The sequence below is a fragment of the Caulobacter sp. BP25 genome (assembly GCF_002737755.1).
Taxonomy (GTDB): Bacteria; Pseudomonadota; Alphaproteobacteria; order Caulobacterales; family Caulobacteraceae; genus Caulobacter.
Genome location: NZ_PEGH01000017.1, coordinates 701736 through 722120, shown reverse-complemented (window position 1 = coordinate 722120; position 20385 = coordinate 701736). Strand labels below are relative to the sequence as shown.

Sequence of the window (20385 nt, the reverse complement as noted above, 5' to 3'; positions counted from 1 at the left end):
GTAATTTAGAATTTGATCGCGTCCTCCGCGCCGTAAATCGCCGCGCGACGCCAGACTGGAGCAAGCCATGAGCACCGTTGTGGTGACCGACGCCACCTTCGAATCCGATGTCCTGAAGGCCAGCAAGCCCGTGCTCGTCGACTTCTGGGCCGAGTGGTGCGGCCCCTGCAAGCAGATCGCCCCGGCCCTGGAGCAGCTCTCCGAAGAGCTGGCCGACGTCGTGACCATCGCCAAGGTCAATATCGAGGACAGCCCGACGACGCCGTCGCGCTATGGCGTGCGCGGTATCCCGACCATGATGCTGTTCCGCGACGGCCAGATGACCTCGATGAAGGTCGGCGCCATGCCCAAGCAAAAGATCCTGGAATGGCTGAACGAAGCTGGCGTCCAGGCGGCCTAAGCGCCCTATACCGCTGAATTGAAGACGCCCGCTCCGGCTTCCGGGGCGGGCGTTTTTCGTGGTCCCTATTTCTTGGGCGTCACGATGAACGGCGAGACCGAGACCGGCGGGGCCTTTTTCTCGGCCTTCGGTTTGCGGATTTCCTTGTTCGACTTCTTCTGACCCTTGGCCATCGGCGGTTCCTGCCAGGGCGGGCGCGCTCGCCGAGGATGTCCGGCGGGCCGTGCCGCCCTATCGGCGTGAGACCAGCCTTACGCGTTTAGGTCGGCCACGTCTCGGGGCTCCTCGCCAGCACCTCGCCGGCCAAATAGAGCGAGCCGCAGATCAGCACGTGCGGCGTTGGCTCCAACTGGAGCGCGCGAGCCAGCGCGTCCTCGATGCTGTCGCAGGCGCAAGCGCGCAAGCCCGCCAGTTCGGCGGCGGCGGCCGTCTCGGCGGCGCTGGCGGCGGCGTGGCCCTCGAACGTCACGGTGAAGACCTTGGCCGCCACGCCCCGGAACGGCGTGAAGAAGCCGGTCGCGTCCTTGTTGGCCAGGATGCCGGAGATCAGCGCCACCGGTCGGCCATCGCGAGCGGCGAGGTCGGCGACGGCGCGCGAGACGGCCCTACCCGCATGCGGATTGTGGCCGCCGTCCAGCCAGAGATCGGCCCCGGCCGCCTTGGCGCGCTCGGCCAGCGGGCCGGCGGCCAGACGCTGGAAGCGGGCCGGCCAGACTGCGCTCGCGATCCCTCGGCCCATGGCGGCCTCGTCGATGCGCGGATCACCCAGGGCCAGCAAGGCGGCAACGGCGAGACCCGCATTGGCGAACTGGTGCTCACCCGGCAGCGAGGGCGCGGGCAGGTCCAGCAGGCGGTCCTGCATCTGCACCAGCAGCCGGCCCCTCTCGCCCCAGGCGTCGAAGTCTCGGCCCATCAGGGTCAGTTCCACGCCGGCCAGGGCAGCGGTCGTGTCGAGCACGTCTTCGGCGTCACCGTGTTGGCGGGCCGAGACCGCAGGGGCGTCCGGCTTGATGATCCCGGCCTTCTCCACGGCGATCTGGGCGATCGTGTCGCCCAGGAACTCGCGGTGGTCGATGTCGATCGGGGCGATGACGCTGACTGCCGGCCGTTGAATGACGTTGGTGGCGTCGAGCACACCGCCCAATCCCACCTCGACGATGCAGAGATCGGCCGGAACCTCGGCGAAGGCGACGAAGGCGGCGGCCGTAGTGATCTCGAAGAAGGTGATCGGTTGGCCGGCGTTGGCCGCCTCCACGCGGTCCAGCACGTCGGCCAGGTGGTCGTCGGTGATCAGGGTTCCAGCCAGGCGGATGCGCTCGGAAAAGCGCACCAGATGCGGCGAGGTGAAGACATGGACCTTGAGGCCCGCAGCCTCGGCCATGGCGCGCAAATAGGCGACCGTCGAGCCCTTGCCGTTGGTGCCCGCGACGTGGATCACCGGCGGCAAGCGATCCTGCGGATCGCCCAACGCCGCGCACAGCCGCCGCATCCGGTCCAGCGACAGGTCGATCAGCTTGGGATGCAGCGCCTTCAACCGCTCAAGGGCGGCGTCGTGGGCGCGGAGGTGCTCGGCCAAGGCGGCGCTCAGGCCGCCTTGCGGCTGCGGCCCATCATCAGGGTGCCCAGGATCGAGCCCAGCACCTGCGGCAGCTCCTTGCGGTGCGTGACGCGGTCGACCATGCCCTTCTCGACCAGATACTCCGAGCGTTGGAAGCCCGGCGGCAGGGTCTCGCGGATGGTCTGCTCGATGACACGCGGACCAGCAAAGCCGATCAGGGCGCCCGGCTCGGCCAAGTGGACATCGCCCAGCATGGCGTAGGAGGCCGTGACGCCGCCGGTGGTCGGGTCGGTGAGGACCACGGCGTAAGGCAGGGCCGCGTCCTTCAGTTCGTTGATGGCCAGGGTCGTGCGGGCCATCTGCATCAGCGACAGCGCGCCTTCCTGCATCCGCGCGCCGCCGGCGGCGGTGAAGGCGATCAGCGGGACCTGGCGGTCCAAAGCAGCCTTGGCGGCGGCGATGAAGCCCTCGCCGGCGGCCATACCCAGCGACCCGCCCATGAAGGCGAAGTCCTGGACGAGCACCACGGCGTCGACGCCGGCGACCTTGCCATAGCCGATGGCCATGGCGTCCTGCTCGCCGGTCGCCTTGCGGGCGGCTGCGAGACGGTCCTTGTAGGGCTTGCCGTCCGAGAACTTCAGCGGGTCCTCGACGACCGCCGGGCTCGGCAGGGCCTCGTACTGGCCGTCATCGAAGGTGAACTTGAAGCGGGCTTCCGGCCCGATCCGCATGTGGCGACCGGCCGGCGTCACCCACAGGGCCGCCTCCAGGTCGGAGCGGAAGATCATCTCGCCCGTGTCCGGGCACTTGACCCAGAGGTTCTCCGGCGTCTCGCGCTTGGCGAACGCGCCGCGCACGCCGGGGGCGATCCGCGACAGCCAGCCGCCGCCTCGGCGGTCGCCAGCCTGTTTCTTGTCGCCCTTTTTCGGGTCCTGGGGTTCAGCCATAGCCATAGCCTTAGAGCCTCACTTCGTCCCGACTCGCGCCGAACGCACAGCCTTAGCCAGCTCCGACGCTTTTAGAAGAACCTTCTCGGTCACGTTTTCGTTCAACCGAGCTGCGGATTCGATTTCATCCACAAGCGCCGAGCCCACGACGGCCGCGTCGGCCACCTTGGCGACGGCGGCGGCCTGATCCGGCGTGCGGATGCCAAAGCCCACGGCGACCGGCAAGCCCGAGGCCTTGCGCAGGCGCTCGACGGCCGGCGCAACCTCGGCCGCATCGGCCGACTTCACGCCGGTCACGCCAGCCACGGACACGTAGTAGACAAAGCCCGACGTGCGGCGCACCACCATCGGCAGGCGCGCATCGTCGGTGGTGGGGGCGGCCAGGCGGATCAGGGCGATGCCTTCAGCCTCCAGCGCGTCCGACAGCGGGTCGGCTTCTTCGGGCGGGCAGTCGACGATGATCAGGCCATCGACCCCGGCCTTGGCGGCGGCGGCGGCGAAGCTCTCAAAGCCCCGGTGCAGGACGGGATTGAGATAGCCCATCAGGATGATCGGGGTGTCCTGATCGCCCTCGCGGAAGGCGGCGACGAGGTCCAGCGTCCCTTGCAGGGTCATGCCGGATTTCAGGCCCCGCTGGGCGGCGCGCTGGATGGTCGGCCCCTCGGCCATCGGGTCGGAGAAGGGAAAACCCAGCTCGATCAAATCAGCGCCGGCGGCCGGCAGGCCCTTGAGCACGCTGAGCGTCGTGGCGGCGTCAGGATCGCCGGCCATGACGTAGGTGACGAAGCCGGCGCGGTTTTCGGCCTTCAGCGCCGCAAAGCGGCGGTCGATACGGTCTTTGGTCACGCGGGGTCGGTCCTAGATCTTGCGCCCGAGCGCTTCGGCCACCGTGAAGATGTCCTTGTCGCCGCGACCGCAGAGATTCATCACCACGATCTTGTCCTTGCCCAGCTCTTGGGCGATCTCGCCGACGCGCGCCAGGGCGTGGGCCGGCTCCAGCGCCGGGATGATGCCTTCGAGGGTCGAGCACAGCTGGAAGGCCGCCAGGGCCTCCTCGTCGGTGCTCGAGACATATTCGGCGCGGCCGACCTCGTGCAGGAACGAGTGCTCGGGGCCGATGCCCGGATAGTCGAGACCCGCCGAGATCGAGTGGGCGTCGATGATCTGGCCGTCGTCGTCCTGCAGCAGGTAGGTGCGGTTGCCGTGCAGCACGCCTGGACGCCCGCCGGTCAGCGAGGCGGCGTGCTTGTCGGTGGAGACGCCGTGGCCGGCCGCCTCGACGCCGATCAGGCGCACGCTGGCGTCGTTCAGGAACGGATGGAACAGGCCGATGGCGTTCGAGCCGCCGCCAATGCAGGCGACCACCGCGTCAGGCAGGCGGCCTTCCATCTCCAGGATCTGCTCGCGAGCCTCGGCGCCGATCACGCTCTGGAAGTCGCGGACCATCACCGGATAGGGGTGCGGGCCGGCGGCGGTGCCGATCAGGTAGTAGGTATCGTGCACGTTGGTGACCCAATCGCGCATCGCCTCGTTCATGGCGTCCTTGAGGGTGCCCGTGCCCGAGGTCACCGGGCGAACTTCAGCGCCCAGCAGGTTCATGCGGAAGACGTTCGGCTTCTGGCGCTCGACGTCGGTGGCGCCCATGTAGACGACGCACGGCAGGCCAAAGCGCGCGCAGACGGTGGCGGTGGCCACGCCGTGCTGGCCCGCGCCCGTCTCGGCAATGATCCGGGTCTTGCCCATGCGCATGGCTAAGAGAATCTGGCCCAGGGCGTTGTTGATCTTGTGCGAGCCGGTGTGGTTCAGCTCGTCGCGCTTGAAATAGATCTTGGCCCCGCCGAAGTGCTCGGTCAGCCGCTCGGCGAAATAGAGCGGGCTGGGCCGGCCGGCGTAGTGGGTGTTGTAGCTCGTCAGCTGCGCCTGGAACTCGGGATCGGCCTTGGCGTCGGCATAGGCCTTGCCCAGCTCCAGCACCAGCGGCATCAGCGTCTCGGCCACATAGCGGCCGCCGAAGTCGCCGAACCGGCCGTTGGCGTCCGGATAGGCCGAGTAATCGTTGGGTTTCGCGGGAGCGTTCACGAGCTCTTCCAGCCTCAAGCGCGTTTGACGGCGTTCAGGAACGCCGAGATCAGAGCGGGGTCCTTTAGGCCGGGACCGCGCTCCACGCCAGAGGAAACGTCCACGAGCGGGGTTCCCGAGACCGTGATCGCCTCGGCCACGTTCCACGGATCGAGCCCTCCGGCCAGGAAATGCGGGCGCGAAAAGCGGCGGCCCGTCAGCAGCCCCCAGTCGAAACGGGCGCCCGTTCCGCCTGGCAGCGCCGAGCCTTCCACAGGCTTGGCGTCGAACATCAGCTGCTCGGCGACGCCGTCGAAGGCGGCGGCCTTGTCGACGTCTTCAGAGCTCGAAACGGAAAAGGCCTTGATCACGCCCACCCCGGCGCGGGCGGCGATTTCGCGGACGCGCGACGGCGTCTCCTTGCCGTGGACCTGGATGAGATCGGGCCGCATCGTCGCCATCAAGCGATCGACCAGGGCGTCGTCGGGATCGACGGTGACCGCCACGGTCTTCACGCCCCGGCCCCGCACCGGTTCAACCAAGCGCGCGGCGGCTTCGGGCGTGAGGTTGCGCGGGCTCTTCTCGAAGAAGACAAAGCCCAGATAGGCCGCGCCGCCGTCGAAGGCGGCCTTGACCGTCTCGGGCGTCGACAGTCCGCAAATCTTGGCTCCAGCGCTCATCGCCCGGGAGTTACGGTCGACAAGCCGCCGAAGCAAGCCCAGCGAAACTATTGCAGGGTGAAGACCCCATTCACCGCCCGCCATTCGCGGGGGCCGATCAGCTTGTTGTGAGCCACCCGGACCGAGTGCAGCACCCCGTCCAGCTCCCGGCTCCAGAAGTCTAGGAAGCCTTTCAAGGTCGGGAATTTCGGGGCCAGATCGTAGTCCTGCCAGACGTAAAGCTGCAGCAGGCCGGGATGGTCAGGCATGTGATAGTGAATCTCGGCCGTGGTCAGGCCATAACCCATAAGCTGTTTCTCGAACGCACTGATCGCCATGATAACGCTCCACGCGGACGTGAATCGAAGCTTCAGTCCACTGAGCGAGTCGCTCAAGAGTCATGATGTCGCGGAAGGGCGCCCGCCAGCATCTGCCTAAGGCGTGACCTCCTCGGCCACGGCGTCGGCGGACGTGGTCAGGATCGCGCCGGCCGAAGCGGCGATGATCGCGCCGATGGCCAGCCATTGGGAGGCGACGAGATGCTCGCCCAAGATCACGAGTCCAGCCAGCGCTCCGACGGCCGGCTCGATACTGAGCATCACGCCGAAGCTGCGTTTGGGGATGCCGCGCAGAGCGATCATCTCCAGCGAATAGGGGATGGCGCTGGACAGCACGGCGACGATCAGTCCAAGCAGCATGGTCTTGGGATGGAACAGGCTGGCGCCCGCCGAGGCGATCCCTATCGGCGCGACAATCAGCGCCGCCGTCGTCATGCCCAGCGCCACTGAGCGTCCCGCGTGCAGGTGGCCAGTCCGCTTGCCCAGAATGATATAGAGCGCCCACATCACCGCCGCCGCGCAGGCGAAGCCGACGCCGACCGGATCGAGGGGCTGGGCGCCAGGATCAATGGGCAGCAGCAGGCCCAGGCCGAGCACAGCCAGGCCGATCCAGACGAAGTGGATCAGCTTGCGCGAACTGGCGACCGCCACCGCGAGCGGCCCCATGAACTCGATGGCGATCGCCAGGCCCAGGGGCACGGTGCGGATCGCCATGTAGAAGAAGAGATTCATCAACCCCATCACCGCGCCGTAAGCGGCGATGCGGCCCAGATCGGCGCGCGAAGCCGTATGGCGCCAGGGCCGCCAGACCAGCAGCAGGATCAGGGCCGCGAAGCCGACGCGATAGGCGGTCGTCCCTTGCGCGCCGACCAACGGGAACAGGCTCTTGGCGAAGGACGTGCCCACGCACAGCGCGACGATCGCGCCCAGCAACGCGGCGTAGGGGATCAGGCGGGGACGAGAAGAGGGCATGGGGCCTGTTTAGGCCCCCGAGGCAAACCCGTCATCCCGCGCTTTGAACGGGATGACGGTGCTGAATCTACTTCTTCACCCAGCCGCCATCCAGCGGCTTCCAGTACTGGCCGGGGGCCAGGCGGGCGTAGAGTTGCTTGGCGGTGGCCTGGCCGGCGGCTTCCGGGGTCGCGCCGGTCTTGGCGGCGATGTCCTTGTAGGCGGCGGCGCGGCCGGTGTTGATCTCGGCCACAGCGGCGCGCAGCTCGGCGTCGCCGCCGGCCACGATGCCCAGATAGCCGTCAGCCTGCTCGCCGACCGTGCCGGCGGCCTTGGCGGAGTCCACGGCCGCCTTGGCGGCGGCCGATTGGGCGAGCGCCAGGTTGGCGCCAGCGGCCGTCATCGCCAGGCCGAGCGCCAGAACCGTCATCGTCTTGCGGATCATGTCGGTTCCTCCTCTTAGAACAGGTTCGGGTTCTGCTGGATCAGCGACTGGACTTCCTTGTCCAGCCGCACGCGCACGTCGGCGTCCAGCTTGGCGTAGATATTGATCGGATCGACCTTCACCCGGACGGTGGGCGTGCAGGCGGCGGCCAACGCTCCCGTCATGGCCAGGCCCAGCAAGAGGGCGCGCTTTCTCATGCGTCTAGTCTCCAGTTCATGTTCAGGTTGGCCGGTCACGGTTGAACCGGACCTGAACGAGGCGGGCTCGCCGTCCCCTGACGCTCGAACCAGCTGCGCCAATCGGCCAGAAGCTCGTCGAAGTTCAGGGACGTGTCGAGGGTGAGGTCGACCGGTGTCTTGGCCGGAAGAGCGATACGCTTGTTGAACGCACGGCCGCGGATCAAGTCGATCAGGCCCACCCGGGCCTTCTCGGCGACCTTCGGGTCGTGTTGGCCCTTGATATGGAACAGGATACCCAAGCGACCCTTGTCGGTGCTGTTCACCCCGGCTTCCAGCTGCTCGAAGGACAGATTCTCCATGGCCTGGTAGGCGAAGTCCTGGATGGCGTTGACCTGGGTCGGCGGCGACGGCGGCGCGCCCGGCGCATCGGTCGGACTGGCCGCGACATTGGAAAGGGCCGCGCGCGAGATCTCCAGCCGCCCCGGCTGAATGGCGTTGATCTTGCCCTCCTGGAAGCGTAGCCCTTCCGGGCCGAAGGTGAACGGCAGGCGACCGTCGACCACCGCCTGGACCTTGACCTTGTCGGCCAGGGAAGAGGCCGCGACCAGCTCGCCCAAATCCAAATGCTCGATCACGATCACGCCGCTGATCGTCTTGCCGGCGGCCAGCGGCACGTCGGTCGGCTCGATCGAAATCCGGCCCTTGGCCGCCTCGAACGTCGCCTTGGAGATGTGCAGGGCGTCGGCGCCGAGCTGGAACACCGAATCGACCGCCGTCAGCGGCACCAGCGAGTCGATGCGCACGACCTTTAAGGACTGGCCCGGACGCGTGGTCAGCGGCGCCAGGCTGTCGAAGTCGACCGCGCCGTCCAGGGTGGCGACGAAGCCGATCGGGCTGGTGAAGTCGATGCGGTCAGCCACCAGGCGGCCTCGGCTGGTCGCGCCCTTGTCGTCCCAGGCGAAGACGCCAGTGAAGCTGGCCGGGCCCTTGGCCTCGCGCGCGAAGCTCGCCAGCGGCGACAGGTCGCCCGGCTGTAGCCCGTCCTTAGCGAAGACCAGTTTGGAGGCGTCGATATCGGCCTGCCCCTTGCCGGTCGCCACCCCATGGCGCAGGCGGATCTCGCCCAGCGCCGCGCCAGTCGGGGTCGCGCCCTGGAAGGTACCGCCCCAGACGCCGCCCGAAAGCGCCAACTGGCCCTTGGCTAGGATCGGGTTGAAGCGCCGTTCGGGGGCGGCGTCGTTGACCGTGGCTTGCTCCACCCGGACGCTGGCGCGGTCAAAGCCGCCCGCCCCGCCGAGTCTGGCCTCGCCCTTGATCCCCTGAAGCTTGGCCTCGGCGACGGCCAGCGCGCCCTCGCCCTCCTCGAACCTCAGCGCCGCGCTCCAGCCGCCGGCGCCGGCCAGGACCAGCGGCGCCGTGGTCGGGCAGAGCTTGGCCCTGATGGCGGTGACCGGGTTCTCACCCAAGGCATAGGCCTTGGCCGTGACAGGCGAGCACTGGGACGTGGTCAGGGTGAAGCGCCCGCCCGCCAGCCGCGCCTGGCCGTCCACCTTGCCGCTCGCGCCCTGGATCGGCGGCAGGTCGAGGTCCTCGACCGCCAGCGACAGCGGCGAGGTCAGGACCCCGCCCGCCATCCGCCACTGGGGCGCGAGGGCTTTCACGGTCGGCAGGCCGCCGCCGGCGAGCGAGACCTGCAACGCGCCGCGCGCGCCCTCCGGTCCCGCCTCCAGCAACAGCCCCTTGGGCGCGGCGACGGCGACGGTCACGCCGTTCGGCGCCGACAGCATTGCGCCCTGGACAAGGGTCGCCCGCATACGGTCGCCCTGGATGTCCAGCCCTAGGCTGGGCGCGGAGAGCGCGAAAGTCCGCAGGGCGCTCGACAGGGGTTTGCCATAGGCGGGATTGGGGATGAAGGCGGCCAAGCGCTCGGCGTCGGGGCCTGAAACGCCGCTGCGCCCGGCGGCCGAGCCGTTCAGAACCAGGGCGAGCCCCCCGGGTCCCTGCTCGATCTTGCCGCGCGCCTGCAGCCGGGCGTCGGCGAGGGCCAAGCCGCCGTTCGCCAGTCGGCCGGTTGTCGCCTCGACCCAGAGCGGACCACTGACCGCAGCGCCCTGGGCGTCGAGCATCAGACTGAGGTTCGGGGAGCCGGCCGAGGCCTTCACGTCGCGCAGCGCAATGCCGCCAGCCAAGGCCTGGTCGGCCGCCAGCACGGACTGGATCACGCCTCCGACCGTGGTTCGCGCCTGGCGGTGATCGACGGTCAGGCGCGGCGCTTCCAAGGAAAGGGCGGCCGATCGCGCGTCTAGCGAGGGCGCCGAAAGGCGATCACCGCGCAGGGCGCCGCGCGAGCGTCCGACAAAGGCAAAGGCGTCGAGGCCGCCGTCGAAGCGTCCGGTCAGGCTGAGGTCGGCGGTTAGATCGCCGCCCTGCCCTTCGCCGACCCGACCTTTTTCCGCCTTCAGCGCCAGACGGGCCTCGAGCGGACCCGTGGCCGTCAGACGCGCAAGATCGGGATAGGGCAGGTCCGCCGAGAGCTGGGCCGCAGCGCCGGCGAGGTCGGCGCCCTGGGTTTCCAGGCTTTCGATCGCCAGCGACACATCGACCGTCAGCCGGTCGCCGCGCTTGCGGGCCGAGACCGTCGCGCCCTTGGCCGTCAGCGCCAAATCGGGGACAGCGTAGCGCAGAGGCGCAAGCCGCCCGTCCAGCCGCAGCAGCTGTCCGTCGTCGAGACTGGCGTCGCCGGTCAGCCGAACCCGGCCGCCAGGCGTCGAGAGGTCCAGCCGAGCATCCTCGATCAAGATGGCCGGCCCTGGGACGCCGGGTTTTTTCGGCGACTTCAAGGCCTCGTTGATCAAGGGCTGCAGGGCGCCGAAGCGCAGACGGCCCTGGCCGTCGAGGGTCGCCCGAATCCTGGGCCGGACCAGACGCACGGCCTGGGCCTGAACGCCGAACCGCTCGCCGGTCCACGGCGCGGCGAGGTCGTAGGCGACCTCCAGACGATCGGCGACGAAGACCGGGTTGTCGCGCGGTCCTAGCCGGACGCGCCCGGAAAAGCCCGTGGCGTCCAGCGCGTCGATCTCGACGGCGGCTTCAATGCCCTGGTCACGCAGCCAGCCCTCGGCCAGCTCCCGGCTGATCTCGCGCCGACCCGACCAGACAACGAGGCCGGTGGCGATGAAAGCCAGCATCGAAAGCGAGACGGCCTCGAGGCCGAGATCGACCAGCCGCCCGCGTCCCCAAGCCTTGCGGGGCGTCTGCTTTTCGGCGGCGGCGGTGGAGGGTTCGGCCATCAGATCCTGAAGTCTGGTTCCCTAAGAAGCCCCCCGGCTCAGCTTTGGATCCCTACTTCTGGAAGCCAAGCACGTCTTGCATGTCATAGAGACCCGGCGGCTTGCCCTTTGTCCAGGCCGCGGCGGCTACGGCGCCGCGGGCGAACAGCCCCCGGTCGATGGCCGAGTGCGACAGGGTCAGGGTCTCGGACTCGCCGGCGAAAATCACGCTGTGCTCGCCGACGATGCCGCCGCCGCGCACGACCGAAAAGCCGATCGCACCCTCCTGGCGAGGACCGGTGACCCCGTCGCGGGCGCGGTCGGACACCTGATCGAGATCAACGCCCCGCCCCTGCGCGGCGGCTTCGGCCAGCATCAGGGCCGTGCCCGACGGCGCGTCGACCTTGCGCTTGTGGTGCGCCTCGAAGACCTCGATGTCCCAATCGGAGGCCGGCAGGGCGGCGGCGGCCTGGCGCACCAAGCCCATCAGCATGTTGACGCCCAGCGAATAATTGCCCGAGCGGACGATGACGACCTTCTGGGCCGCCGCCTCGATGCGGGCCAACTGTTCGGGCGAGAAGCCGGTCGAGCCGATGACCAGGGCGGGCGCGTGGGCATGGTGGACGGCGCGGGCGGCGGCGGCTTCGGCCAGCAGGGCCGAGGCCTCGGGCAAGGTGAAGTCGATCACCGCGTCAGCGGCGGCCAGGGCCGCGTCGGCGCTGACCAGAAGCTCGCCTTGCGCCTCCGGGCGATCGAAGCGGGCGGCCAGCACCACGTCGTGGCGGCCTTCCAGCGTCTTGATCACGGCCTGGCCCATGCGGCCGAGGGCCCCGGCGACGGCGATCTTCACGGGCTGGGACAACGGCTTTCCTCTCGCGCTCTTCGCCCTGCTGATCGCCCATCCGCCCCCCGAAGGTCAACCTCGCGCCGGGTGACGGAAGGTCAGCGAGATTGACGCAACGCCAATTCCAACAAGCGTTTGCTGGACTTTTCGCTGTCTTGACCGGTTGTGACGCCGGTTCCCGGTCGCTACGCTGAGCGCTCATAAGGACGCGCTCGCATGGATCGGCGCGTCCCTTCATCGACTTGCGCAGCAGGAATGGGGAAACGCCGGATGAGCGACGCGGAACGCAAGACCTTCACGGACGCGGAGGCCCTGGCCTTCCACCGTCACCCGACACCCGGGAAGATCGCCATCGTGCCGACCAAGCCGATGGCCACCCAGCGCGACCTGTCGCTGGCCTATTCGCCGGGCGTCGCCGTCCCCGTCCACGCCATCGCCGCCGATCCGGACATGGCCTACGAATACACCTCCAAGGGCAACCTGGTGGCGGTGATCTCGAACGGCACCGCGATCCTGGGCCTTGGCGACCTAGGGGCTCTCGCCTCCAAGCCCGTGATGGAAGGCAAGTCAGTCCTCTTCAAGCGCTTCGGCGACGTCGACTCGATCGACATCGAGGTCAGCTCCAAGGACCCCGACGAGATCATCACGGTGGTCAAGAACATCGGCGTCACCTTCGGCGGCATCAATCTGGAGGACATCAAGAGCCCCGAGTGCTTCCGCATCGAAACCGAGCTGCAGGAGCTGCTCGATATCCCGGTGTTCCACGATGACCAGCACGGCACGGCGATCATCTGCGCCGCCGGCCTGATCAACGCCTGCCACATCACCGGCAAGAAGATCGAGGACGTGAAGGTCGTACTGAACGGCCCCGGCGCAGCGGGCATCGCCTCGCTGGAGCTGATCAAGGCCATGGGCGTGCGGCCCGAGAACTGCATCGCCGTCGACTCCAAGGGCGTGCTCTACCAGGGCCGCACCGAGGGCATGAACCAGTGGAAGAGCGCCCACGCGGTCAAGACCGACAAGCGCACACTGGCCGAGGCGGTCGAAGGCGCCGACGTCTTGCTGGGTCTGTCGGCCAAGGGCGCCTTCACGCCCGAGATGATCGCCTCGATGGCCCCCAACCCGGTCATCTTCGCCATGGCCAATCCCGATCCGGAGATCACCCCGGAGGAGGTCAAGCGGGTCCGCAAGGACGCGATCATGGGCACGGGTCGGAGCGACTATCCCAACCAGGTCAACAACGTCCTGGGCTTCCCCTATATCTTCCGCGGCGCCCTGGACGTGCGCGCCCGTCGCGTGAACCACGAGATGAAGCTGGCCTGCGCCCAGGCCCTGGCCATGCTGGCGCGCGAGGATGTGCCTGACGAGGTCGCCGCCGCCTATCACGGTCGCCAGCTGAAGTTCGGACCGGATTACATCATTCCGTCGGCCTTCGACCCGCGCCTGATCTGGTACGTGCCGCCGTTCGTGGCCCAGGCGGCGATGGACACCGGCGTCGCCCGCAAGCCGATCGCCGACATGGACGCCTATCGCGCGGGCCTGGCCCAGCGTCTGGATCCGACCGCCGGCTTCCTGCAGAAGATTTCCGGCTCGGTCCTGGCCAATCCCAAGCGCATCGTGTTCGCTGAGGGCGAAGACCCCAGCGTCATCCGCGCCGCCTACGCCTACCAAACCGGCGGCTACGGCAAGGCCATCCTGTGCGGCCGCGAGAACCTGGTGCACGAGAACATGAAGCTGGTGGGTCTCGATCCCGAGACCGCCGGCCTCGAGATCGTCAATGCGCGCCTGTCGGACCGCAATCCGGACTATGTCGACGCCCTCTATGCCCGCCTGCAGCGCCAGGGCTATCTGAAGCGCGACGTCCAGCGCCTGATCAACCAGGACCGCAACAGCTTCGCCGCCTCGATGGTCACCCTGGGCGAGGCCGACGGCATGGTCACGGGCGTCACCCGCAGCTTCGACCAGGCGCTGGAGGAGGTGCTGCGCGTCGTCGATCCCGCGCCCGGCGGTCGAATCATGGGCATGTCGGTGGTGCTGGCCAAGGGCCGGACGATCTTCGTGGCCGACACCAACGTTACCGAGCTGCCCGAGGCCGAGGAACTGGTCGAGATCGCCTGCGAAGCGGCCCGCGCCGTCCGCCGCCTGGGCTTCAAGCCCCGCGTGGCCTTCATGAGCTATTCGACCTTCGGCAACCCGATGGGCCTGCGCTCGGAGAAGGTGCGCGAGGCCGTGGCCATGCTCGACGAGCTGGACGTCGACTTCGAATACGAGGGCGAAATGCCGCCCGAGCTGGCGCTCGATCCGGAAAAACGCGCCAACTATCCGTTCATGCGCCTGACCGACAGCGCCAATATCCTGGTCATGCCGGCCATCCACGCCGCCTCGATCTCGACCAAGCTGGTTCAATCGCTGGGCGGGGCCACGGTGATCGGGCCGGTGCTGCTGGGCCTGTCGAAGTCGATCCAGATCGCGCCGCTGTCGGCCTCGGTGTCCAAGATCCTGAACATGGCCATGATGGCCGCCTACGACCAACCGGTCGGGGACGAGGAGTAGCCCAAGAAGTCAAAGGCGCGCGCCGGGCTGGGCGCGCGCCTTCCTGACCGCAGCCGGGAGGGGGCGGCTGCGGCCGTGACGACTTAGGCGACCTTGGTCGCGATCGCCTCGGCGGCAGAGGCGCCGGCGGTCCAGCGGACCGCGGCCTTGGCGACGCGCTCACCCAGAAGGCGGGCGGTTTCACGGTCACCGGCGGGCGGCGAGAGCTCGGGCGAGACGTTGTCGGACTGGGCGGCGACGCCGATGAACGAGCCGACGCGGTTGATCGTGTCGGGACCACGCTCGGCGGCCGTCACGTTCGGCGGGGCGATGCCCAGGTTCACCCAGTTCATGCCGTGCTGAGCGGCCAGGATCGTCAGGCTGGCCAGGGCGTGGGCTTTGTCGCCGGAGAAGCTGTGCGAATTGGTGAAGCCGGCAGCCAGCTTGTCCTTCCAGGCGCCGGTGAAGAACGCCCCCGAGGTGGCGTCGGCGAAAACTTTGAACACGCCCGAGACGTCGCCCATATAGGTCGGCGCGCCGAAGATCACGGCGTCGGCCTTGGTGATTTCCTCGATGAAGGGGGCGAAGTCCTGCGAGGCGCTCTCGATCTTCAGCAGCACCGGGGTCTGGCCGGCGTCGCGGACGCCTTCGGCGACCTTTTGGGCGAGAACTTCGGTGTGGCCGTAGCCCGAGTGATAGGCGATGGCGACGGTAGTCATTTGATCCCTCCAATTGGGAACTGAAACGGTAGCGATTACGTAATAGGCGCAAGCGCAGCCGCCAGAGGGATCAGCAACAAAAGTTGGTGCAATTTTTCTGCAGCCGCCTGTCAGCCCGGCTGGAAGCACGGCCTTGATCTAGAGCCTGACCCGTGCCGAAACCGGTTCCCACTTTCGGCGTCACGCTCTAGGCGTGGGCCTTGGCGAGCAGGTCGGCGACGGTGATCTGGCCCAGCCGCTCGGCGGCCGCCGCGTCGGCGGCCTGGATGGCCGAACGGACCGCGTCGGGGATTTTCTCGCCCACGGGGCAGCCCTTGACGCCCTTGGGCGCGACGCCCAGGTGCGCGCAGCCGTTGACGGCCTTCAGCACCACGTCCAGCGTGATGGCTTCGGCGGGCTTAAGCAGCCAGGCGCCGCCGTTGGCGCCGGCGCGCGCGCCGATCAGCCCCGCCCTGCCCAACATGGCGGTGACCCGGCGGACCACGACCGGATTGGTCGGGACCGACGCGGCTAGCTCGGCGCTGGCCACGGCGCGGTCGGCGGAAAACGCCTCCTTGTGCGCCAGATAGGCCAGGGCGTGGGCCGCCACGGGGAATTTTTGACTGTCGGACATCTCTACCGGGAACGTAAGGTTGTCGTCGCCGCGTTCAACTGAAAACTGTTTAATCCTGGCGTCGACACGCGATGCGACGTTAGGGGATGATTGAACCGGCCCTCAATTGGGTGTATCGCGCCGCGCTTGATCGATATGGGTCGGCCCACAGCGTTTTGCGAGGGCGGCCCGGAGGGATTGAATGGCTTCCGAAGCCTCAGGCGCACCCGCTTCCGACTGCGCCCCCGCGTCTTCCGACATTCCGCATCAGGACGGCGGCCCGCCCAACGGGAATGGGAATGGGAATGGGACGAGTCATGGCCATGACCTGAAGGGCCATGGCTTTTTCGCGCTCGCCCTCGGCTCGGTCGGCGTGGTGTTCGGCGACATCGGCACCAGTCCCCTCTACGCCTTCAAGGAGGCGCTGGCCGCAGCCTCCCATGATGGCGTCGTCCGGTCGGAGATTTTTGGCGTTGTGTCCCTGGCCCTGTGGGCGATGTTCCTGATCGTGACGATCAAGTACGTCGTCTTCATCATGCGCGCCGACAACAAGGGCGAGGGCGGGGTGCTGTCGCTGATGGCCCTGGCCCAGCACGCCATGGGTCGACGCACCACCCTGGTCTTCGTCCTGGGCGTGGCGGGCGCGGCGCTGTTCTATGGCGACGCGGTCATTACCCCGGCCATGTCGGTGCTCTCGGCCGTAGAGGGCCTGAGAACCATTCCCGCGCTGGAGCACGGCGTGACCAACGAAGTCGTGCTGCTGATCGCCACGGTGATGCTGCTCGGACTGTTCTTCATCCAGAGCCGGGGCACGGCATCGGTGGGCAAGCTTTTCGGCCCGGTCTGCGCCGTGTGGTTTGGCGTGATGTTCGCGCTGGGCGCGATGAACCTGGCGGCCAACCCCGGCATCCTGATGGCGGTGAACCCGTTCTACGCGGTGAAATTCCTGGCCGAGCACGGCCTGACCGGCTTCATCGTGCTGGGCGCGGTGTTCCTGACCGTGACGGGGGTCGAGGCCCTGACCGCCGACATGGGCCACTTTGGTCGCTGGCCGATCCAGGCCGCCTGGCTGTTCTTCGTGCTGCCGTGTCTGGCCATGAACTATCTGGGCCAAGGCGCCTTCGCCCTGACGACGCTGCAGACCGCCGAGGCAGCCGGGACCGCGATGCCCGAGCTGAACTGGTTCTTCGAGATGGCCCCCGAAGCGCTGCGCCTGCCGCTGGTGCTGCTGGCCGGCGCGGCCACCGTCATCGCCAGCCAGGCCGTCATCACCGGCGCCTTCTCGCTGACCCAGCAGGCCATCCAGCTGGGCCTGCTGCCGCGCCTGGACGTGCGCCGCACCTCCGAGACCCAGTCGGGCCAAATCTTCGTGCCGCAGCTCAACACCATGCTGTTGCTCGGCGTGCTGGCCATCATGTTCACGTTCCAGACGTCCTCGGCCCTGGCCCACGCCTATGGCCTGGCCGTCACCGGCACCATGATCGTGACCACCTGCATGGCCTTCATCGTGATGCGGAAGCTGTGGAAGTGGAGCCTGCCGATGGCCCTGCTGTTCCTTGTGCCCTTCCTGGCGCTGGACATCACCTTCCTCAGCGCCAACGCCCTGCGCTTCTTCTCGGGCGGCTGGCTGCCCGTGCTTATCGGCGCGGTGCTATTTATGATCATGGCCACCTGGGTCCGGGGCAGCCAGATCCTCAGCGCCAAGACCCGTCGCGATAGCGTGCCCCTGGTCGATCTGATGGAGATTCTGCGCGCTCGGGCCCCGCACCGCGCGCCGGGCACGGCGATCTTCCTGACCTCCGACCCGGACATGACCCCAGTCGCCCTGATGCACAACCTCAAGCACAACAAGGTTCTGCATGAGCGCAACGTCATCCTGACGGTCCGCACCACCGAGACCCCGCGCGTCAACGAGGAGGACCGGGTCAAGATCGAGAAGGTCAATGACGACTTCAAGAAGGTCGTCGTCAGCTACGGCTTCATGGAAAGCCCGAACATCCCCAAGGCCCTGGCCGTGTGCCGCAAGCAGGGGCTGAAGTTTGACATCATGGCCACGAGCTTCTTCTTAGGGAGACGCTCGATCGTGCCCTCGGCCAACAGCGGCATGCCGTTGTGGCAGGACCGCCTGTTCATCTACCTGATGAAGAACGCCGCCAATCCGACGGACTTCTTCAAGATCCCACCCGGCCGCGTGGTCGAGCTGGGCGCCCAGGTGACGGTGTAGCGGATGGAAACCGCCTTGCGCGTCGTGGGCGACGGCCTGTCGATCGCCGCCCTGACCATTATCGCCACGACCGCTCACGGCGCGTGGAAACGCATCCCCAAGGACGTGACCGTGCCGATCGTGTGGGGTCGCGACGGCAAGCCCGCGCTTCGGCTCGCTAAGCCGGTTGGCCTGCTGTGGATCCCGGTCGCCTCAATGGCGATCATCTTCGCCTTCACCCTGTCGGGAACGACCTTCCAGGCCCAGGGGCTGGAGGCGCTGATGGTGTTCTGCGCGCGCGCCACCTTGGGCGCCGTCCTGGCCATGGCCCAACTGACGCACCTGCGCTTCGTCATCAAGACGTTGCTGGAAGACGGTCGTCTCTAGCAAGGCTCATTAGAGCTTGACCCGCGCGCCCTGATCCCGTTGAAGGCGCGCGACTTTGTGTTTCTCTCCGAAAGGACCCGCTCATGGCTGACAAGCCCGTGAAAAAGGTCGTGCTCGCCTATTCGGGCGGCCTCGACACCTCGATCATCCTGAAGTGGCTGCAGACCGAGTACGGCGCGGAAGTCGTGACGTTCACGGCGGACCTGGGCCAGGGCGAAGAGATCGAGCCCGCCCGCGCCAAGGCGCTGGCCGCTGGCGTCAAGCCCGAGAACATCTTCATCGAGGACGTGCGCGAGGAGTTCGTCCGCGACTACGTCTTCCCGATGTTCCGCGCCAACACGGTCTATGAGGGCCAGTACCTCTTGGGCACCTCGATCGCGCGTCCGCTGATCGCCAAGAAGCAGATCGAGATCGCCCGCAAGATGGGCGCTGACGCTGTCAGCCACGGCGCGACCGGCAAGGGCAACGACCAGGTCCGCTTCGAGCTAGGCTACTATGGCCTCGAGCCCGACATCACCGTGATCGCCCCTTGGCGCGAATGGGACTTCAAGTCGCGCGAGGCCCTGCTGGACTTCGCCGAGAAGCACCAGATCCAGATCACCAAGGACAAGCGCGGCGAGGCGCCGTTCAGCGTCGACGCCAACCTGCTGCACTCCTCGTCGGAAGGTAAGGTCCTGGAGGACCCGGCGGTCGAGGCCCCCGAGTTCGTCCACATGCGCACGATCGCGCCGGAAGACGCGCCGGACCAGCCGACCATCATCACCATCGACTTCGAGAAGGGCGACCCGGTCGCCATCGACGGCGTGGCGATGAGCCCGGCGACCCTGCTCACCAAGCTGAACGAGCTGGGCCGCGACAACGGCATCGGCCGTCTGGACCTCGTCGAGAACCGCTTCGTCGGCATGAAGTCGCGCGGCGTCTACGAGACCCCGGGCGGCACCATCCTGCTGGCCGCCCACCGCGGCATCGAGAGCATCACGCTGGACCGGGGCGCCATGCACCTGAAGGACGAGCTGATGCCGAAGTACGCCGAGCTGGTCTATAACGGCTTCTGGTTCTCGCCCGAGCGCGAGATGCTGCAGGCCGCCATCGACTACAGCCAGACCAAGGTGTCGGGTCAGGTGCGCGTGAAGCTCTACAAGGGCAATGTCACGGTCATTGGCCGCGAGAGCCCCTACTCGCTTTACGACCAGGACCTGGTCACCTTCGAGGAAGGCAAGGTCGCCTACGACCACCGCGACGCCGGCGGCTTCATCAAGCTGAACGCCCTGCGCCTGCGCGTGCTGGCCAAGCGCGACAAGCGCGGCTAGTCGCAGGTCAAAGCCCTTTGAATCACGCCGCGTCCGCTCTCGGGCGCGGCGTTTTTCTTGGTCGCTACTCGTCGCGCGCCGCTCGCTTGGCAAGCTCCGCACAATACCGCCCGAAATGCCCGGCAAGCGCCTCGCCGGGACCCGGGAAGGTCGTCACCCGATCAGCGTACTCGATAGAGAGGGTGGGCGTGCGAGCCAGCGAGCTCAGATAGCCGTCCGGCATATCCCCCTGCCCGCCCACGAAGCTGCGCTCACCCTGGGTCTCGACGCCCCGGTAAACGCGAAACACCGTGTCAGTCGTCCTGACGCGGAGTTGCGCGGCATTGGCCGCCGGGGCGTAGAAGCGGGCTTGTACGCCGCCGGACTTCAAGCCAGAGCAGCTCAGGACCAGATCGACATTCGATCCGTCAGCGCGGGCCGGGCCGACCAGTAAAAGCCCGCCGGTGACGCCATGAGCGACGCTCCAGTGGTAGGAGTGGCCGTGCTGGACAAAGTACTTTCGCGGCGGCGCGCTATCAGTCGCCATGGCGTGAACCGCCCAGGCCCCGCCGGCGAGCAGAGCAACCGCCGTGGCGGTGCGTAAAGCAATTGAAAAGGGCATCGACGTCTCCCTGGGCTGAGCGAAACTACCCACTCAACCAGAAAGCGCAAGCCTACACCCGATTGTACGGATACCGGTCCCGTATCATCCGCTGGAAGAAGCGCCCCTTGGACGGCGCACGGAAGAACGCCCTCCCGACCCTCTCGGGCACGCCGACATAGACGTATTCGTCCCCATCCTGGAACGTGACGAACAGCTTGCCGTGCTCGGGGGCGTAGTCGATCGCTTGGATCGCGGCAGAGTCCACAGGCATGGCTTTACGAAGCCTCCGCAAAGGGGATCGTTCAGGTCTAGGAGCGAACGAAACCCGGCCGGGTTCCCGGCGTGCGTCCACCTCATAGACCCCTGATCGCCGCGTGCAAACTCAGGGCGAATACGCATAGGGTGCGCGCG

General features: G+C 67.7%; 21 protein-coding genes. 5 read left to right on the top strand and 16 right to left on the bottom strand.

The genetic code is table 11. The features are described 5' to 3' along the window. Nucleotides 1-67: 67 nt before the first annotated feature. On the top strand, nt 68-400 hold the full coding sequence (gene trxA / locus CSW59_RS13715) for a thioredoxin (protein WP_062095908.1): 333 nt from the start codon (nt 68-70) through the stop codon (nt 398-400). Nucleotides 401-465: 65 nt separating this feature from the next. Here trxA and CSW59_RS13710 read toward each other — a convergent pair whose 3' ends face one another. The 12 genes from CSW59_RS13710 to dapB form a co-directional block, all read right to left on the bottom strand. Further along, entirely contained in the window at nt 466-573 is a 108-nt protein-coding gene (locus CSW59_RS13710) for a hypothetical protein (RefSeq protein ID WP_004617960.1), read from the bottom strand. 86 nt (nt 574-659) lie between these two features. Further along, the gene (locus tag CSW59_RS13705) at nt 660-1976 is read right to left on the bottom strand and encodes a folylpolyglutamate synthase/dihydrofolate synthase family protein (protein ID WP_099444537.1); all 1317 of its coding nucleotides are present in this window, start codon (nt 1974-1976) and stop codon (nt 660-662) included. A gap of 8 nt (nt 1977-1984) precedes the next feature. Then, entirely contained in the window at nt 1985-2911 is a 927-nt protein-coding gene (locus CSW59_RS13700) for an acetyl-CoA carboxylase carboxyltransferase subunit beta (RefSeq protein ID WP_099444536.1), read from the bottom strand. Nucleotides 2912-2923: 12 nt separating this feature from the next. Next, the gene (gene trpA / locus CSW59_RS13695) at nt 2924-3751 is read right to left on the bottom strand and encodes a tryptophan synthase subunit alpha (protein ID WP_099444535.1); all 828 of its coding nucleotides are present in this window, start codon (nt 3749-3751) and stop codon (nt 2924-2926) included. A 12-nt stretch (nt 3752-3763) separates the two neighbouring features. Beyond that, entirely contained in the window at nt 3764-4984 is a 1221-nt protein-coding gene (gene trpB / locus CSW59_RS13690) for a tryptophan synthase subunit beta (RefSeq protein ID WP_201722801.1), read from the bottom strand. Between the two features lie 14 nt (nt 4985-4998). After that, nucleotides 4999-5643, bottom strand: coding sequence for a phosphoribosylanthranilate isomerase (locus CSW59_RS13685; RefSeq protein WP_099444534.1), 645 nt, complete (start codon nt 5641-5643; stop codon nt 4999-5001). Nucleotides 5644-5690: 47 nt separating this feature from the next. Further along, on the bottom strand, nt 5691-5960 hold the full coding sequence (locus tag CSW59_RS13680) for an usg protein (RefSeq protein ID WP_099444533.1): 270 nt from the start codon (nt 5958-5960) through the stop codon (nt 5691-5693). A gap of 96 nt (nt 5961-6056) precedes the next feature. Then, a complete protein-coding gene (locus CSW59_RS13675) occupies nt 6057-6932 on the bottom strand; it encodes a DMT family transporter (protein ID WP_099444532.1) in 876 nt (291 codons plus the stop codon). A 67-nt stretch (nt 6933-6999) separates the two neighbouring features. Further along, a complete protein-coding gene (locus CSW59_RS13670; RefSeq protein ID WP_099444531.1) occupies nt 7000-7356 on the bottom strand; it encodes a YdbL family protein in 357 nt (118 codons plus the stop codon). 14 nt (nt 7357-7370) lie between these two features. After that, the gene (locus CSW59_RS13665) at nt 7371-7553 is read right to left on the bottom strand and encodes a YnbE family lipoprotein (protein WP_013077335.1); all 183 of its coding nucleotides are present in this window, start codon (nt 7551-7553) and stop codon (nt 7371-7373) included. A 35-nt stretch (nt 7554-7588) separates the two neighbouring features. Continuing rightward, nucleotides 7589-10825, bottom strand: coding sequence for a YdbH domain-containing protein (locus CSW59_RS13660; protein WP_099444530.1), 3237 nt, complete (start codon nt 10823-10825; stop codon nt 7589-7591). Between the two features lie 52 nt (nt 10826-10877). Next, the gene (gene dapB, locus CSW59_RS13655) at nt 10878-11666 is read right to left on the bottom strand and encodes a 4-hydroxy-tetrahydrodipicolinate reductase (protein ID WP_099444529.1); all 789 of its coding nucleotides are present in this window, start codon (nt 11664-11666) and stop codon (nt 10878-10880) included. 237 nt (nt 11667-11903) lie between these two features. On the opposite strand from dapB, the gene CSW59_RS13650 reads away from it, so the two are divergent. Then, entirely contained in the window at nt 11904-14201 is a 2298-nt protein-coding gene (locus CSW59_RS13650) for an NADP-dependent malic enzyme (protein WP_099444528.1), read from the top strand. 83 nt (nt 14202-14284) lie between these two features. Here CSW59_RS13650 and CSW59_RS13645 read toward each other — a convergent pair whose 3' ends face one another. Both CSW59_RS13645 and CSW59_RS13640 read right to left on the bottom strand, forming a co-directional pair. Next, complete coding sequence (locus CSW59_RS13645) at nt 14285-14899, bottom strand: flavodoxin family protein (RefSeq protein WP_099444527.1); 615 nt, start codon at nt 14897-14899, stop codon at nt 14285-14287. Nucleotides 14900-15086: 187 nt separating this feature from the next. Beyond that, nucleotides 15087-15512 carry an Rrf2 family transcriptional regulator gene (locus CSW59_RS13640; RefSeq protein ID WP_099444526.1) on the bottom strand — a complete coding sequence of 142 codons (426 nt, stop codon included), beginning with the start codon at nt 15510-15512 and terminating at the stop codon, nt 15087-15089. Between the two features lie 181 nt (nt 15513-15693). Between CSW59_RS13640 and CSW59_RS13635 the strand changes: the two genes are divergently transcribed. From CSW59_RS13635 to CSW59_RS13625, 3 genes are all read left to right on the top strand, one after another. Beyond that, complete coding sequence (locus CSW59_RS13635; RefSeq protein WP_099444525.1) at nt 15694-17715, top strand: potassium transporter Kup; 2022 nt, start codon at nt 15694-15696, stop codon at nt 17713-17715. Nucleotides 17716-17718: 3 nt separating this feature from the next. Beyond that, nucleotides 17719-18081, top strand: coding sequence for a hypothetical protein (locus CSW59_RS13630; RefSeq protein ID WP_099444524.1), 363 nt, complete (start codon nt 17719-17721; stop codon nt 18079-18081). An 83-nt stretch (nt 18082-18164) separates the two neighbouring features. Continuing rightward, the gene (locus CSW59_RS13625) at nt 18165-19391 is read left to right on the top strand and encodes an argininosuccinate synthase (protein ID WP_099444523.1); all 1227 of its coding nucleotides are present in this window, start codon (nt 18165-18167) and stop codon (nt 19389-19391) included. Between the two features lie 64 nt (nt 19392-19455). On the opposite strand, the gene CSW59_RS13620 is transcribed toward CSW59_RS13625, so the two are convergent. Both CSW59_RS13620 and CSW59_RS13615 read right to left on the bottom strand, forming a co-directional pair. Next, nucleotides 19456-19992, bottom strand: coding sequence for a hypothetical protein (locus CSW59_RS13620; RefSeq protein ID WP_099444522.1), 537 nt, complete (start codon nt 19990-19992; stop codon nt 19456-19458). A gap of 52 nt (nt 19993-20044) precedes the next feature. Next, nucleotides 20045-20245 (bottom strand): KTSC domain-containing protein, encoded by a 201-nt coding sequence (locus tag CSW59_RS13615; RefSeq protein WP_099444521.1) that lies wholly within the window; start codon nt 20243-20245, stop codon nt 20045-20047. Nucleotides 20246-20385 lie beyond the last annotated feature (140 nt).